General features: G+C 60.4%; 17 protein-coding genes. 11 read left to right on the forward strand and 6 right to left on the reverse strand.

What is annotated here, in order from left to right:
• Positions 1-12: 12 nt before the first annotated feature.
• The 5 genes from BM079_RS14005 to BM079_RS14025 form a co-directional block, all read right to left on the reverse strand.
• Positions 13-366 (reverse strand): STAS domain-containing protein, encoded by a 354-nt coding sequence (locus BM079_RS14005; RefSeq protein WP_090135295.1) that lies wholly within the window; start codon positions 364-366, stop codon positions 13-15.
• A complete protein-coding gene (locus BM079_RS14010; protein ID WP_090135297.1) occupies positions 366-1022 on the reverse strand; it encodes an MlaC/ttg2D family ABC transporter substrate-binding protein in 657 nt (218 codons plus the stop codon). Before BM079_RS14010 ends, BM079_RS14005 begins: the two co-directional genes overlap by 1 nt.
• Positions 1023-1094: 72 nt before the next feature.
• Positions 1095-1556 (reverse strand): outer membrane lipid asymmetry maintenance protein MlaD, encoded by a 462-nt coding sequence (gene mlaD / locus BM079_RS14015; protein WP_090135298.1) that lies wholly within the window; start codon positions 1554-1556, stop codon positions 1095-1097.
• Positions 1556-2332 carry a lipid asymmetry maintenance ABC transporter permease subunit MlaE gene (mlaE, locus tag BM079_RS14020; protein ID WP_090135299.1) on the reverse strand — a complete coding sequence of 259 codons (777 nt, stop codon included), beginning with the start codon at positions 2330-2332 and terminating at the stop codon, positions 1556-1558. The genes mlaD and mlaE overlap by 1 nt, the downstream gene beginning before the upstream one ends.
• The gene (locus BM079_RS14025; protein ID WP_090135301.1) at positions 2332-3144 is read right to left on the reverse strand and encodes an ABC transporter ATP-binding protein; all 813 of its coding nucleotides are present in this window, start codon (positions 3142-3144) and stop codon (positions 2332-2334) included. The genes mlaE and BM079_RS14025 overlap by 1 nt, the downstream gene beginning before the upstream one ends.
• Before the next feature lie 220 nt (positions 3145-3364).
• Between BM079_RS14025 and BM079_RS14030 the strand changes: the two genes are divergently transcribed.
• From BM079_RS14030 to mgtE, 11 genes are all read left to right on the forward strand, one after another.
• Positions 3365-4345 carry a KpsF/GutQ family sugar-phosphate isomerase gene (locus tag BM079_RS14030; RefSeq protein ID WP_175489721.1) on the forward strand — a complete coding sequence of 327 codons (981 nt, stop codon included), beginning with the start codon at positions 3365-3367 and terminating at the stop codon, positions 4343-4345.
• 114 nt (positions 4346-4459) lie between these two features.
• Entirely contained in the window at positions 4460-5014 is a 555-nt protein-coding gene (locus BM079_RS14035) for a KdsC family phosphatase (RefSeq protein ID WP_245743082.1), read from the forward strand.
• A gap of 31 nt (positions 5015-5045) precedes the next feature.
• A complete protein-coding gene (gene lptC, locus BM079_RS14040) occupies positions 5046-5636 on the forward strand; it encodes an LPS export ABC transporter periplasmic protein LptC (RefSeq protein ID WP_090135307.1) in 591 nt (196 codons plus the stop codon).
• Positions 5637-5676: 40 nt separating this feature from the next.
• Positions 5677-6234: a lipopolysaccharide transport periplasmic protein LptA gene (lptA, locus tag BM079_RS14045; protein ID WP_090135309.1), complete on the forward strand. Its 558-nt coding sequence runs from the start codon at positions 5677-5679 to the stop codon at positions 6232-6234.
• Positions 6234-6959, forward strand: coding sequence for an LPS export ABC transporter ATP-binding protein (lptB, locus tag BM079_RS14050; RefSeq protein WP_090135311.1), 726 nt, complete (start codon positions 6234-6236; stop codon positions 6957-6959). Before lptA ends, lptB begins: the two co-directional genes overlap by 1 nt.
• 118 nt (positions 6960-7077) lie before the next feature.
• Positions 7078-8493 carry an RNA polymerase factor sigma-54 gene (locus tag BM079_RS14055; protein ID WP_090135314.1) on the forward strand — a complete coding sequence of 472 codons (1416 nt, stop codon included), beginning with the start codon at positions 7078-7080 and terminating at the stop codon, positions 8491-8493.
• 160 nt (positions 8494-8653) lie between these two features.
• A complete protein-coding gene (gene hpf / locus BM079_RS14060; RefSeq protein ID WP_090135316.1) occupies positions 8654-8965 on the forward strand; it encodes a ribosome hibernation-promoting factor, HPF/YfiA family in 312 nt (103 codons plus the stop codon).
• A gap of 3 nt (positions 8966-8968) precedes the next feature.
• Complete coding sequence (locus BM079_RS14065) at positions 8969-9442, forward strand: PTS sugar transporter subunit IIA (protein WP_090135318.1); 474 nt, start codon at positions 8969-8971, stop codon at positions 9440-9442.
• Between the two features lie 11 nt (positions 9443-9453).
• On the forward strand, positions 9454-10350 hold the full coding sequence (gene rapZ, locus BM079_RS14070; protein WP_090135526.1) for an RNase adapter RapZ: 897 nt from the start codon (positions 9454-9456) through the stop codon (positions 10348-10350).
• Positions 10337-10606 carry an HPr family phosphocarrier protein gene (locus BM079_RS14075; RefSeq protein ID WP_090135320.1) on the forward strand — a complete coding sequence of 90 codons (270 nt, stop codon included), beginning with the start codon at positions 10337-10339 and terminating at the stop codon, positions 10604-10606. The genes rapZ and BM079_RS14075 overlap by 14 nt, the downstream gene beginning before the upstream one ends.
• 81 nt (positions 10607-10687) lie before the next feature.
• Positions 10688-12040 (forward strand): magnesium transporter, encoded by a 1353-nt coding sequence (mgtE, locus tag BM079_RS14080; RefSeq protein ID WP_090135322.1) that lies wholly within the window; start codon positions 10688-10690, stop codon positions 12038-12040.
• A gap of 67 nt (positions 12041-12107) precedes the next feature.
• Here mgtE and pmbA read toward each other — a convergent pair whose 3' ends face one another.
• Entirely contained in the window at positions 12108-13445 is a 1338-nt protein-coding gene (gene pmbA, locus BM079_RS14085) for a metalloprotease PmbA (RefSeq protein WP_090135324.1), read from the reverse strand.
• Positions 13446-13511: the final 66 nt, after the last annotated feature.

The raw sequence follows: 13511 nt of genomic DNA on the forward strand, positions 1-13511 counted from the left end.
ACTTTCACTTGATCAGCTGTCACCGGCAGCGGCAAACGAGGTTTCGTGCGCCGGAAACACATCGCCAAGCTCCGCCATCTCGATCAGCTCACGCATGCGATCGGAGAGCGTAATGCGATCCACCTCCAGGTGTTTCGACTGCGCAGTGCGCAGCCATTCCAGCAGCACCGAAATGGTGGCGCTGCTGGTTCGTTCAACGCCGCACAGATTGAAGGACACCTGCGTCCCGCCGTAACCCTGCAACCAGTCAATGCCGGCGGTCGCCAGCGCCGGCGCGTTATCAAAGCCCGGCGCCCCCTTTAGATACAGGGCGGCATCGCGGGCTTCAAGGGTAACGGCATCATCACTGTAGAGCGTGTCGCTCATCAGCCCTGCGCCTTCTGATTGTTTCCGTCGCCGTCTTCAAGATCGACATCGGGCGACCAGCCATTGATGACCGCATCAAAGTCGCGGTTATTGGAACGCATGGCCTGATCAAACTGGTTGCGGAAGGTCAGCCCCAGATTGATGCCATTGACCACCACATTGATCACCTTCCATTCACCGTCACGCTCACGCAGCGTATAGGAGACCGGATAGCGCTCGCCGCTGGCAGCCACGACTTCCATATCGACACTGGCCTGATCGTCATAGCGCTGGCTCTGGTTGTTCTCCAGTACGCGCACGTCCTTGTAGTCAAACGTCACCAGGCCCTGAGCGTAGGTATCGATCAGGGTCTGCTTGAAAACGCGCGCAAAACGGCTGCGCTGCTCGGGAGAAGCGGCCTGGAAATATTTGCCCATGACGCTTGCCGACGCGTAGCGCCAGTCAACAATGGGATCAATGTTCTGATCGACAACCTTCTTGAGCTCGTCGGGATTGTTGCGATAGCGCTGCTGATTGTTGTCAAGTTTCGACATCAGCTGCTCGACGCTCTGACTGACCACTTCATGCGGAGACTGATTGGCCGCCTGTGCAGTCACAACACCCATGCCGAGCATGGCGGCGACCAGAACGCCCACATAGCGAGAGACTTTTTTCATGTACTGCACCTCCTGGTTAAACAAATGGCGCGGGCACCGATGACCTGCATCGGCATCCGGAATCTGCCCGGGTTACTTGGACATGTTCGAGACAAACTGCTGGATCAGCTCCTCAAGCACCAGTGCCGACTGCGTATCGCGAATCGTGCCGCCATCCTTGATCATTTCAGGCGCGCCACCGGTGGAAAGGCCGATATATTTTTCACCCAGAAGCCCTGCCGTCAGAATAGATGCCGTGGAATCTTCCGTCAGTTTTTCCCCAACATCACTGTCGATTTTCATCGTCACACGCCCTTCAAGCCACTGAGGATCTAGCTCGATATCGGTAATTCGCCCCACGGTGACACCTGCCATGGTGACCCTTGAGCGCTCCTTGAGCCCACCGATGTTGCTGAAGTTCGCATGTATCGTGAAATTCTGCTCGGCCTGGCCAGGCGCCAGACCACTTACCTGCAGACCCAGAAAGACGAGTCCCAGAAAACCGGCCAGCACAAAGGCACCAACACCGGCTTCAAGCCACTTAGAGCGCTTCATCAGAATTCTCCAAACATCAGCGCGGTCAAAATGAAATCCAGCCCCAGTACGGCCAGCGAGCCAAAGACGACGGTTCGAGTCGTGGCACGCGAGATTCCCTCGGAGGTTGGTATGAGATCGTAGCCCTGAAAGACGGCGATCCATGTCACGACGACGCCAAAGACCACGCTTTTCAACATGCCGTTCATGACGTCGTCCAGGAAGATGACGCTGCCCTGCATGTTGCCCCAGAACGAGCCCTGATCCACACCCAGCCAGTCCACGCCGACCAGATAGCCACCGGCAATGCCGATCACACTGAAAAAGACGGTCAGAATCGGCATGGAGATAAACCCGGCCCAGAGACGCGGCGAAATGACACGACGCAGAGGATCAACGCCGATCATCTCCATGCTGGAGAGCTGCTCGGTTGCCTTCATCAACCCGATTTCGGCCGTCAGCGCCGACCCGGCACGCCCGGCAAACAAAAGCGCCGTCACAACGGGCGCAAGCTCTCGCAGGAGCGACAGAGCGACCATCTGCCCCAGCGCCTCATCGGCGCCAAATCCCGACAGGACCAGATACCCCTGCAGGGCAATGACCATACCAATGAACAGGCCCGAAACGGCCACAATGGGCAGCGACATGACGCCCACGAAATACATCTGCCGCAGCCACAGCCGAACCCCCTCGGCCCGGGGAAGATGAAAGAGCGCCTGCACCAGAAAGATGGCGCTGCGACCCAGCGACTCGAGCGTATTCAGCGTTTTGTGCCCCAGAGACGTCAACGGTGACATCACGACACCTCCGATGGCGCAAGAATATCCTCGTAGAAATCCTTCGAGGGATAATGAAAGGGCACCGGCCCATCAGGCTTGCCCTGTATAAACTGACTGACCCGGGGATCTCTGGCATCGCGCAGGGAGTCCGGCGACCCGCTCGCCATCACCTTGCCATCGGCGATTACGTAGACATGGTCAGCAATCGACAGGGTCTCCTTGATATCGTGGGAAACCACGATGGCCGTCATGTTGAAGGCGCTGTTGAGCCGTCGGATCAGTGTGACCAGAACTCCCATGGAAATGGGGTCCTGACCGACAAAGGGCTCATCATACATGATCAGATCCGGGTCAAGCGCGATGGCACGGGCCAGTGCCACGCGACGGGTCATCCCGCCCGACAGCTCGGCAGGCATGAGGTCACGAGCGCCACGAAGACCCACGGCCTGCAGCTTGATCAATACCAGATCGCGGATCATGTGCTCGGGCAGGTCCGTATGAACTCGCAGCGGAAAGGCCACGTTTTCAAAAACGTTCAGATCCGAAAAGAGCGCCCCGCTTTGAAACAGCATGCCCATGCGGCGTCGCATCCGGAACAGCGCCTGGCGTGACAGCCGATGCACATTGTCATTGCCGACATGCACACTGCCCGAATCCGGCGTAAGCTGCCCGGCGATCAGCTTGAGCATGGTTGTCTTGCCAGTGCCGCTGGGTCCCATGATGGCGGTGATGCGCCCCTTTGGAATCTCCAGATCCACGCCCGAAAAAATGGGTCTGCCAGCTCGCGAGAAATGAAGATTCTCGACGCTGACCAGTGTTGAGTCAGACATACAACTCCTGAGTAGACACAAAAGGATATGGAGTTAGCGAACATCGTATCCGAATTATACCCGACCCCACCAGTGCCCGCGGCCGACGACTGCCATAAAGGCATAAAAACGCGAATGGATACGATGCCATCGGGGGCTCCTGAAGGCGGCGGCCATACGTGATGCGAGCCTCGGTGATGCTTGTGCCCGGGGGCATCCGGCGTCAGAATCCGATGCCATGATGACACCCGACACCGATCACGATTTTCTGGCCAGCGCCCGACGCACGCTCCAGCTTGAGCAAAATGCCCTCGAGGCGCTGCGTGAGCGCCTCGATGACCCCTTTTCTCGCGCCTGCCGGCACATGCTTGAATGTCACGGGCGCGTGGTGGTGACCGGCGTTGGCAAGTCCGGCCATATCGGTCGCAAGATGGCCGCTACGCTGGCCAGCACCGGCACTCCCGCCTTTTTCGTGCATGCCGGCGAAGCCAGCCACGGCGACCTGGGGATGCTGGTGCGCAACGATCTTGTGCTGGCGCTTTCCAACTCCGGCGAAACGGCCGAACTGACCGCCCTTCTGCCGCTGTTCAAACGCATGGGCACTACCTTGATTGCCATGACCGGCAACCCGGCCTCAAGCCTTGCCAGACACGCCGATGTCCACCTCGACGTCAGCGTGGCGCAGGAAGCCTGTCCGCTGAATCTGGCCCCGACCTCCTCGACCACGGCAGCGCTGGCGCTAGGCGATGCGCTGGCGATCGCCCTGCTCGAGGCGCGTCGATTCAGCCCTGAGGATTTCGCCCTCTCTCATCCGGGCGGCACGCTGGGCAAACGCCTGCTGCTGCGGGTGGAGGATCTGATGCATACCGACAGCGAGCTTCCGGTCATCGGTGAAAACGCGCTTCTCAGTGAGGCACTAATAGAAATGACCCGCAAGGGACACGGATTTACCTGTGTCACCGACCACACCGGTCGTCTTGTCGGAATCTACACCGATGGTGATCTGCGCCGCACCATTGATCGTCACGGCGATGTTCGCCAGCTGATGATCAGAGAGGTCATGACCCACGGCGGGCGGACCATTGAAGCCAACACGCTTGCAGCAGAAGCGGTCAGGATCATGGAGGACCATCGCATTACAGCACTGGTCATCGTGGATCATCAGCATCGGCCCACCGGACTGCTCAAGATGCATGATCTTTTGAGAAGCGGCATTGTCTAGCAACGACGTCTATCAAAGACCGACAAAGAATCTGCCCGCATGGAAACAGGGCAGACGACATCTGCATCAGCTTCAAGCATCGACTATCCCATCGGAGATCCGACAGCACACGCCATGATACGTTCAGATGACATGACCGCTGACCTGAATGAACGCGCCCGACCCATTCGACTGCTGGCGCTCGACGTGGACGGCATACTGACCGACGGCCGGCTTCGATACGCCTCGCAGCCCCACGATGATGGTGACAAGGTATTTCACGTCCGTGACGGGCTCGGCCTCAAGCTGATCATGCAGGCCGGCATTGATGTTGCCCTGATTACCGGTCGAATCTCTCCTGCCGTTGATCGACGCGCGCAGGAGCTGGGCATTCGTCATGTCATTCAGGGGCGTGACGACAAACAGGTCGCCCTTGAAACCCTGATGACAGAGCTGGCTCTGAAGCCACGGGAAGTCTGCTATTGCGGCGATGATCTACCCGACCTGGGTGCGATCATGTATGCCGGCCTTGGCGTGACGGTAGCGGATGCGCCGGACTATATTCGTCAGCGGGCCGACAGGGTCACCCGTATACCCGGCGGTCACGGTGCGGTTCGCGAACTCTGTGAATGGCTGCTGAGTGCACGAGGTGACTGGCAGGCTATCATTGGTGCCCACGAGTGGCCCTGAGGCCATACCGTTTATCCGACAGGACATGCAAATGGCTCTTCGCGACAGACTCCCGAGCGGGCGAACACGAACGCGCCTTGGCATTCTGGTGCTGGTACTGGCGCTTGGTGGTGTCCTGACGCTGATCGACCAGCGCAACACCCTGATGGCCCCCGGCCCTGCGCCGGACAGCGAAGCAGGTGTTCCGGATTATTATCTTGAAGGCGTGTCCTATACCCGCTTTAACGAGCAGGGTCGCACGGCGCAGACCATGGAAAGCCCGCGCGTATCCCACACGCCGGAAGACGACGTTACCCGCGCCGTCACACCGCATTTCACCCTGCTGGGCGATGACGGCAATCGCTGGACAGCCGATGGTGAGCGCGCCACGCTCGGCCCCGGTGCCAATACGTTCGAGCTGGCCGGCAACGCCATACTGCGCCAGCCGGCGGACGGGTGGCAACTTGAAACGGATGTGCTGCATTATGACGTACCGTCGCAGCACGCGTGGAGCGATAGCGAGGCCGTCTTCACCCGGAACGAGCAGCGCACCCGCGGCGACCGCTTTGACGGCTGGGTCAATGAGGACCGCATGACGCTGGAAGGCAATGTTCAGGGCTTTCACCCGCCCATTCGCCGGTAATTGCCGCCCTTTACTACATGAATGACGACAAGGATTTCCCATGATGCGCCCTGTGCTGCTGTGTACCTCTGCCCTGCTGCTGGCACTGCTCGGTCAGCAGGCCATGGCTCTGGAAAGTGATCGCCAGAAACCCATCAATATCGGCGCCGATGAGCTCAATATCGATAATCGCGCCGGTACCGCCGTTTATACCGGCACCGTCGAGGTCGATCAGGGCACCATGAAGCTGCGCTCCAGCCGGGTCGAGCTAAAGCGCGGTCAGAGCGGCGGCCTCTCGAGCCTGACGGCAAAGGGCGGCAGCGATGGCCGCGCCTATATCGAACAGCAGCCGGCGCCCAGCGACCCGCTGGCCAAGGGCTGGGGCAATACCATTATCTATCACGCCGGAGACCGACGCGTGGAGCTGATCGGTAACGCCGAGCTTCATCAAAACGGCGACACTTTCAACGGTGGCTACGTGGAATATTTCCTCGACTCGCGTCAGGTCAACGCGCGCGGCAACCAGAGCGCTCAGGGCAGCAGCGATGCCGGCAGCAGCTCAAGTGGCCGTGTGCGCATGCAGCTCACTCCCGAGGACCAACAGGGCAGCAGCAATTGATGAAGACCCTTCACGCAGCCCATCTGGCCAAAAGCTTCAAGGGGCGCCGTGTCGTTCAGGACATCAGCCTGTCCATCCAGCAGGGTGAAATCGTCGGGCTTCTGGGTCCCAACGGCGCGGGCAAGACCACCTCGTTTTACATGATCGTGGGGCTGATTCAGGCCGACGCGGGTCGCGTTGCCATCGACGATGTTGATCTGAGCCGTCGCCCGATGCACAAGCGCGCCCATGCCGGCATCAGCTATCTGCCGCAGGAAGCCTCCATCTTTCGCAAGCTTTCGGTGGCCGACAACATCATGGCCATTCTTGAAACGCGCAAGGATCTCGACCGCCAGCAGCGCCGTGAGCGCCTCGATCAGTTGCTTGAAGAGTTCAGCATCACCCATATCCGGGACAATATGGGCATGAGCCTGTCCGGCGGCGAGCGGCGACGCGTCGAAATCGCCCGAGCACTGGCCATCGAGCCTGCCTTTATCCTGCTCGATGAACCCTTTGCCGGCGTTGACCCCATTTCGGTCGGCGAGATCAAGGGCATCATTCGCCAGCTGCGCACTCGGGGAATTGGCGTTTTAATCACCGACCACAATGTGCGTGAAACGCTCGATATCTGTGATAACGCCTACATCGTCGGCAACGGTCTGATCATTGCCGAAGGCGATGCCAACGCGGTGCTGAACAACCAGCATGTCCGTGACGTTTACCTCGGGCATGAATTTCGCCTTTGACACCATTGGTTTATTAACCGATGGCATGATATTTGCAGTTGAATTATCTTCAGCACTTGCAAGGTTGCCACGGACTGGATAGCGTGACGTTAAACGTTGGCGACCAGGCGTTACCTCCATGATGAAACCCGCCTTGCAGCTGCGCACGGGCACTCACCTCACCATGACACCGCAGCTCCAGCAGGCCATTCACCTGCTGCAGCTGTCCACGCTGGATCTGCAGCAGGAGCTGCAGATGGCGCTGGAAAGCAATCCGCTGCTGGATGTCGAGGAAGAGCAGAGCATCGAAACGTCGGAAGTGTCGGAGCCTTTGGAAGACTGGGCCGAGAGCATTCCCGAAGAGCTGCCCCTCGACGCTCGCTGGGAGGATGTCTACACCAACGGCAGCGGCGCTTCCGGCGCCACGGACGATCTCTGGAGCATCGAGCACAACGCTCCGGCAACTGATCTGGCGTCACACGTACGCGAGCAGATCCTGCTGATGGACATGGACGCCCGTGAGCAGTTGATGGTCGACACCCTGCTGGATGCGCTTGACACCAGCGGCTATCTCGGTGCTGATCTGGAAGACCTGGTCGACGGGCTTCGCCATCAGGGTCTGAGCGATCTGTCAGCCTCCGAGATGGAACGTATGCTGGCGCGCCTGCAGCAGTGTGAACCGACCGGCGTCTTTGCCCGCGATCTGCGCGAATGCCTGCTTCTTCAACTCGGGCAACTGCCGGCCGACACGCCCTGGCTTGCCCAGACCCGACGCATGATCCGCCAGTTTCTCGAGCCGCTGGGCCAAAACGATCGTCGCCTTCTCAAGCGTCGCCTGAGCCTTGACGACGAGGCACTTGATGACGTGATCCGCACCATACGCTCGTTTGATCCGCGACCGGGTCAGGCCTTTGAATCCGTGGACCAGCATCTGGTGACCCCGGATCTGATTCTTCGCTATCACGGTCGTGACGGCTGGCAGGTCGAGCTCAATCAGGAGGCGCTACCGCGACTTCGCATTCAGCCCGACTACGCCGCTCTGGTACGTCGCGCCGACAAAAGCGAGGACAATACCTTTCTCAAGCAGCACCTTCAGGAGGCGCGCTGGCTGCTCAAGAGCCTGTCGAGTCGTAACGACACCCTGCTGCGGGTGGGCCAGGAGATCATGGCACGCCAGTCAGGGTTCATTGAACACGGCGATGAAGGGCTGAAACCGATGGTGCTGGCCGATATTGCCCAGGCCGTGGATATGCACGAATCGACCATCTCCCGGGTCACCACGCGCAAGTACATTCACACCCCGCGCGGCATCATGGAACTCAAGTATTTCTTTTCAAGCCATGTCGGTCAGGAGGGAGACGCCCATGCCAGCACGGCCATCCGTGCTCGCATCCGCAAGCTCATCGGCGATGAAACGCCGCGCCGCCCGCTTTCCGATGCCCGGCTGGTACAGCTTCTGGCCGACAGCGGCATCATGGTGGCCAGGCGTACCGTGGCCAAATACCGCGAGGCGATGGGCATCCCCTCCTCCAGCGAGCGCAAGCGTCTGGCCTGACCCGAGCTGGTCCCCTGAGGGGCATCAGGTAAATAACGACATGATTCAGGGTTTGCGCCAACGGGAAAAGCGTTACAATCTGAGAGTAGCCGGAGAGGCTTGCAGGTCCGGCAGCCATTAAAGTACTGCCGATTATCCGTTTCGATTCAGGGAGCATGCCATGCAGGTAAACATTACCGGGCACCACGTCGAACTGACCGATGCACTGCGCGAGCACGTCAATCAGAAGCTCGCCAAGCTCGAACGTCACTACGACAACATCACCAATGTTCAGGTGACACTGTCTGTCGAAAAGGAGCGCCAGCAGGCTGCGGCCACGCTTCACGCCGCCGGTGCCGAGCTTCATGCTCAGGCCGAGCAGGAAGACCTTTATGTTGCCATTGATGCCTTGACCGAGAAGCTTGATCGCCAGCTGCTCAAGCACAAGGAAAAAATACAGGCCCGCTCCCAGGGCAACGGCAAATACCTGTAACCCATGACACTCGATCAGATACTCCCCGCCGACCGGATCCTGTTTGATGTGGAAGGAGGCAGCAAGAAGCGCGTGCTGGAATTTTTCAGCGGGTTTATCTCACAAAACATTCCCAGTCTCGACAGTCAGGAAGTCTTTACCCGTCTGATCAGCAGGGAACGTCTGGGGAGTACCGGTGTGGGGAATGGCGTGGCCATTCCCCATGCACGCAATTCGCACTGCCGCCAGCCACTGGCCGGGTTCATGCGCCTTCAGCAGGCCGTGGATTTCGATGCCATCGACGGCGAACCCGTCGATCTGCTTTTTGTCCTGCTGGTTCCCGAAACCGCCGAGGACACGCACCTGTCACTGCTGGCACAGATCGCCGAAGTCATGAACGCCGCCGAAACCCGCCAGGCGCTTCGAAACGCCGGGGACGAGCAGGCGCTTCATGACATTCTGATGCAGGCCATCAGCCAACTTTCCACACGAGTATGAGCAGCATGGCCATGGAACTTGTTATCGTCAGTGGACGCTCCGGTTCCGGTAAATCCATTGCGCTACAGGCACTGGAAGATCAGGGCTTTTACGCCATCGACAATCTACCGGCAATGCTGTTGTCGGCTCTGATCGACGAGCTTCAGGCCGGCAGCCCGCACCGCAACCGGGTCGCGGTCAGCATTGATGCCCGTAATCTGCCCAGTGCCCTCGAGCGTTTTCCGGAGCATCTGGAGGCCCTCTCCAAACGCGGCATTCACTGCCGGGTCGTCTACCTGACGGCGGACTCCCGCGTTCTGCTGGAGCGCTACGCCGCCACGCGCCGGCGCCACCCGTTGACGCGGGAAACCCAGATGACGCTGGCCGAGGCGATCGAAGCCGAACACCAGTTCCTCTCCCCGCTTCGCCATACGGCCGACCTGATCATCGATACCTCGAATCAGTCAGTGCATGATTTAAGGCGTCGCGTGGCCGAGCAGGTCGCCCGTCACGACATCAACGACCTGACGCTGACCTTTGAATCCTTCGGCTTCAAGCGCGGTGTACCACTGGATGCCGACATGGTGTTTGACGTGCGCTGTCTGCCCAATCCCTACTGGGACCCACGCTATCGCACCCAGACCGGTCAGGACAGCGATGTCATCGCCTTTCTTGAGGCCCACGATGAGGTCAGGGCCATGTTCGGCGACATCTGTCAGTGGCTGGAACGCTGGCTGCCCTCCTATCTGGCCAGCCATCGCAGCTATCTGACCGTGGCCATCGGCTGTACCGGCGGCCAGCATCGCTCGGTTTATCTGGCCGAACAGCTCGGCGAACATTTTGCCGATCAGTTCCCAGCCGTACGCATTCGCCATCGTGAGCTGACCATCCAGCGCGCTGTCAACGAGGCGGGCGATGCTTCAACGTGACCTGACCCTCACCAACCGCCGCGGCCTGCACGCACGTGCGGCAACGCGTCTTGTGCAGTGCTGTCAGCCCTTTGAATCGCGCGTCACGATCTATCATGGCGAACGATGCGCGGACGCCGGCAACATCATGTCTCTTCTCATGCTGGCCGCACCCTGTACCAGCGTGGTGCAGGTGCACGTCGAAGGCGAAGATGCCGAAGAGACGCTGGCCGCCATCGTGGCCCTGTTTGACGCCCGTTTCGACGAGGACCAGTAGCGCTCCGAACGTTGACAACCATTGCTCGACGCTCTGCTAGAATACGGCTCTTCAACGGGCTGACACAGGGATGTCACGGCAATGAGCAACGAGCAAAGCGGCGGTCAGCCTCGCCTGGAGCAGCTTGAAAGCGCTCTGGCCGATCGACGCATGGACCAGGTACGTCGTCTGCTCCGGCGAGGCCTGCCCGCTGCCGATGTTGCCCAGCTGCTGGAATCCATCCCGCCGCGCGAGCGCGACATCCTGTGGGAGCAGGTCGACAACCTCGCCAAGGGCGAGGTCCTTCAGTATCTCAATGACGACATCCAGACCGAGTTTCTGACCCGGATGGATGCCTCGCAGCTGCTGATGGCCACCCAGCAGCTCGACAATGACGACGCAGCGGATCTGCTGCAGCGCCTCCCCCACAACACGCTTGAAGACATCCTGTCGATGATGACGCCCGAACGGCGGGCGCGCATCGAAATGGTCTTGTCCTATCCCGAGGATACGGCCGGCGGTTTGATGGACACCAATACCATCACGATCCGCCCGGATGTCACCCTTGATGTGGTGCTGCGCTATCTGCGACGTCACAAGCGCCTGCCCGAATCCACGGACAGCGTGCTGGTCGTGACACGACGTAACGAGCTGATCGGTGCCCTGCCCATCAACCGCATTCTGGTCAGCGCCCCCGGTATCAGCGTGCGCGAAATCATGGATACCGATGTCGTCACCCTCACCGCCCTGATGCACGAAGATGATGTGGCCAGCCTCTTCGAGCGTCGCGATCTGATCTCCGCACCGGTGATCAGCGCCGACAATCGCCTGCTCGGGCGCATTACCATCGATGACGTGGTCGACGTCATTCGCGAAAACTCGGCGCGCACCATGATGAGCATGGCCGGTCTCGAGGATGAGGAAGACACCTTCGCGCCGGTGCTGCGCACCAGTCGTCGTCGCGCCGTCTGGCTCGGCATCAATCTGGTGGCCGCCACGATCGTGTCGATCGCCATCGGCTTTTTCGAGGACACCATCCAGCAGATCGCGGCGCTGGCCGTGCTGATGCCGATCGTCTCCAGCATGGGCGGCATCGCCGGCTCGCAGACGCTGACCGTATTGATTCGAGGGCTTGCACTGGGGCACGTCTCGGGGGCCAACGTGCGCTGGCTGGTGGTACGCGAACTGTTGTCCGGCTCCCTCAATGGCGTGCTGTGGGCCGGGGTGGTGGCCGTCATGGCCGTGGCGCGCTTTCACGACATGACGCTGGGCGCCATCATCGCCATGGCCATGATCATCAACCTGCTGGTCGCGGCGCTGGCAGGCACCCTGATTCCGGTCATTCTGAAAAAGCTCTCGATCGACCCGGCGCTGTCAGGTGGTGTGTTGTTGACCACCATTACCGACGTAGTGGGGTTTGTGGCCTTTCTGGGACTGGCCACCTCCCTTTACTGAACTGAAAAGTCTCCGCCCCAAGGCTTGAAAGGCCTTCAGGGCGGAGCACCCTGAAGGCCGATCGCTGCTATCCGGCGATCATCATGTCATCAATCAGCCAGCTGCCGGTATGAACGCTGCTGCGCCGATCGACGTCGTCGCCCAGTGCCACAAGGTTATGGAACATGTCGCGCAGGTTGCCCGCGATGGTGAACTCCTCCACGGGGGCCACGATTTTTCCCTTTTCGATCAGAAAACCGGCGGCACCGCGGGAGTAATCGCCCGTGACCGTATTGACGCCCTGCCCCATCAGCTCGGTGACCATGACGCCGCGCTCGACGCTGCCCAGCAGTTCCTTTTCAGGCGTCAACGGCGCCTGCAGACGCACGTTGCGTGCCCCGCCGGCATTACCGGTCGTGACCAGTCCCAGCCGCCGCGCGCTGTAGGTCGACAGCATCCAGCTGGTCAGCCGACCTTCCCTGATGAACTCGTTGTCGCGCGTATAGACGCCATCATCGTCATAGGCACTGCTGGCCAGCGCACCGTACTCGCGAGGGCGTTCGCCAAGGCTCAGCCACTCGGGAAAGAGCCGCTCCCCCATCGCCTCACATAAAAAGGAGGCGTCGCGAAAGATGGCACCGCCGGCAATGGCATTGAGCAGATGGCCGATCAGCGAGCGCGCCATATTGGGCGTAAAGATCACCGGCATTCTTCCGGTATCCATCGTCTGTGCCCCCAGCCGCGCCATGGCCTGCTCGGCCGCTACACGGCCCACGGCTTCCGGCTCGCGCAGGCGGGCAGCATCACAGCTCACGGTGTAGTCGTGGTCACGCTGCATGCCCGAACCATCACGAGCAATCATCATGCACGACAGCGCATGATGACTGGCCCGCGTAACGCCCATGAACCCATGGCTGTTGCCGTAGACGCTCACACCTTCGCTGGTGGTCAGTGAGGCGCCATCGCTGCTGTCGATGCCCTCGACGGCAAGGCCGCCCTGCTCGCAGCGTCTGGCCAGCTCGATCCCTTCATCAGGCGCCAGCGCCCAGGGATGGTGCCCCCCCATGTCGGGCAGCTCGCGCGCCAGAAGTGCCGGGTCGGCCAGGCCGGCGGCCGGGTCTTCGCCGGTGTAGCGGGCAATATCGAGGGCGCGGTTGACGGCGTCCACCAGCGAGGCATGGGAAGCGTCGCTGCTGGAGACGCTGGCGCGACGCTGGCCCAGATACAGCGTGACGCCGATGCCCTGGTCACGCGCCATCTCCAGCGTTTCGACGCTGCCCTGTCGCACGTTGATTTCCATGCCCTGCTGAACGCTGGCACCGATTTCACACGCATCGGCCCCGGCCGTGCGCGCATACTCAAGCGCCTGTGAGACGGCCGCTTCCAGCGATCGTTGCTGATCATCAATATCGAGTGTGCTCGCCATGGCGCTCTCCTGTCTGCCCTGGAGGGGGAACGAGCCTGATATACTCTCCCACCCTATTCATTTGTT

The sequence above is a fragment of the Kushneria avicenniae genome (assembly GCF_900112585.1).
GTDB classification, from domain to species: Bacteria; Pseudomonadota; Gammaproteobacteria; order Pseudomonadales; family Halomonadaceae; genus Kushneria; species Kushneria avicenniae.

Excerpts from the sequence above, each read along its gene's own strand:
- BM079_RS14005 (WP_090135295.1), bottom strand. The coding sequence starts at position 366 with ATGAGCGACACGCTCTACAGTGATGATGCCGTTACCCTTGAAGCCCGC.
- BM079_RS14010 (WP_090135297.1), bottom strand. The coding sequence starts at position 1,022 with ATGAAAAAAGTCTCTCGCTATGTGGGCGTTCTGGTCGCCGCCATGCTC.
- mlaD (WP_090135298.1), bottom strand. The coding sequence starts at position 1,556 with ATGAAGCGCTCTAAGTGGCTTGAAGCCGGTGTTGGTGCCTTTGTGCTG.
- mlaE (WP_090135299.1), bottom strand. The coding sequence starts at position 2,332 with ATGTCACCGTTGACGTCTCTGGGGCACAAAACGCTGAATACGCTCGAG.
- BM079_RS14025 (WP_090135301.1), bottom strand. The coding sequence starts at position 3,144 with ATGTCTGACTCAACACTGGTCAGCGTCGAGAATCTTCATTTCTCGCGA.
- BM079_RS14030 (WP_175489721.1), top strand. The coding sequence starts at position 3,365 with ATGACACCCGACACCGATCACGATTTTCTGGCCAGCGCCCGACGCACG.
- BM079_RS14035 (WP_245743082.1), top strand. The coding sequence starts at position 4,460 with ATGATACGTTCAGATGACATGACCGCTGACCTGAATGAACGCGCCCGA.
- lptC (WP_090135307.1), top strand. The coding sequence starts at position 5,046 with ATGGCTCTTCGCGACAGACTCCCGAGCGGGCGAACACGAACGCGCCTT.
- lptA (WP_090135309.1), top strand. The coding sequence starts at position 5,677 with ATGATGCGCCCTGTGCTGCTGTGTACCTCTGCCCTGCTGCTGGCACTG.
- lptB (WP_090135311.1), top strand. The coding sequence starts at position 6,234 with ATGAAGACCCTTCACGCAGCCCATCTGGCCAAAAGCTTCAAGGGGCGC.
- BM079_RS14055 (WP_090135314.1), top strand. The coding sequence starts at position 7,078 with ATGATGAAACCCGCCTTGCAGCTGCGCACGGGCACTCACCTCACCATG.
- hpf (WP_090135316.1), top strand. The coding sequence starts at position 8,654 with ATGCAGGTAAACATTACCGGGCACCACGTCGAACTGACCGATGCACTG.
- BM079_RS14065 (WP_090135318.1), top strand. The coding sequence starts at position 8,969 with ATGACACTCGATCAGATACTCCCCGCCGACCGGATCCTGTTTGATGTG.
- rapZ (WP_090135526.1), top strand. The coding sequence starts at position 9,454 with ATGGAACTTGTTATCGTCAGTGGACGCTCCGGTTCCGGTAAATCCATT.
- BM079_RS14075 (WP_090135320.1), top strand. The coding sequence starts at position 10,337 with ATGCTTCAACGTGACCTGACCCTCACCAACCGCCGCGGCCTGCACGCA.
- mgtE (WP_090135322.1), top strand. The coding sequence starts at position 10,688 with ATGAGCAACGAGCAAAGCGGCGGTCAGCCTCGCCTGGAGCAGCTTGAA.
- pmbA (WP_090135324.1), bottom strand. The coding sequence starts at position 13,445 with ATGGCGAGCACACTCGATATTGATGATCAGCAACGATCGCTGGAAGCG.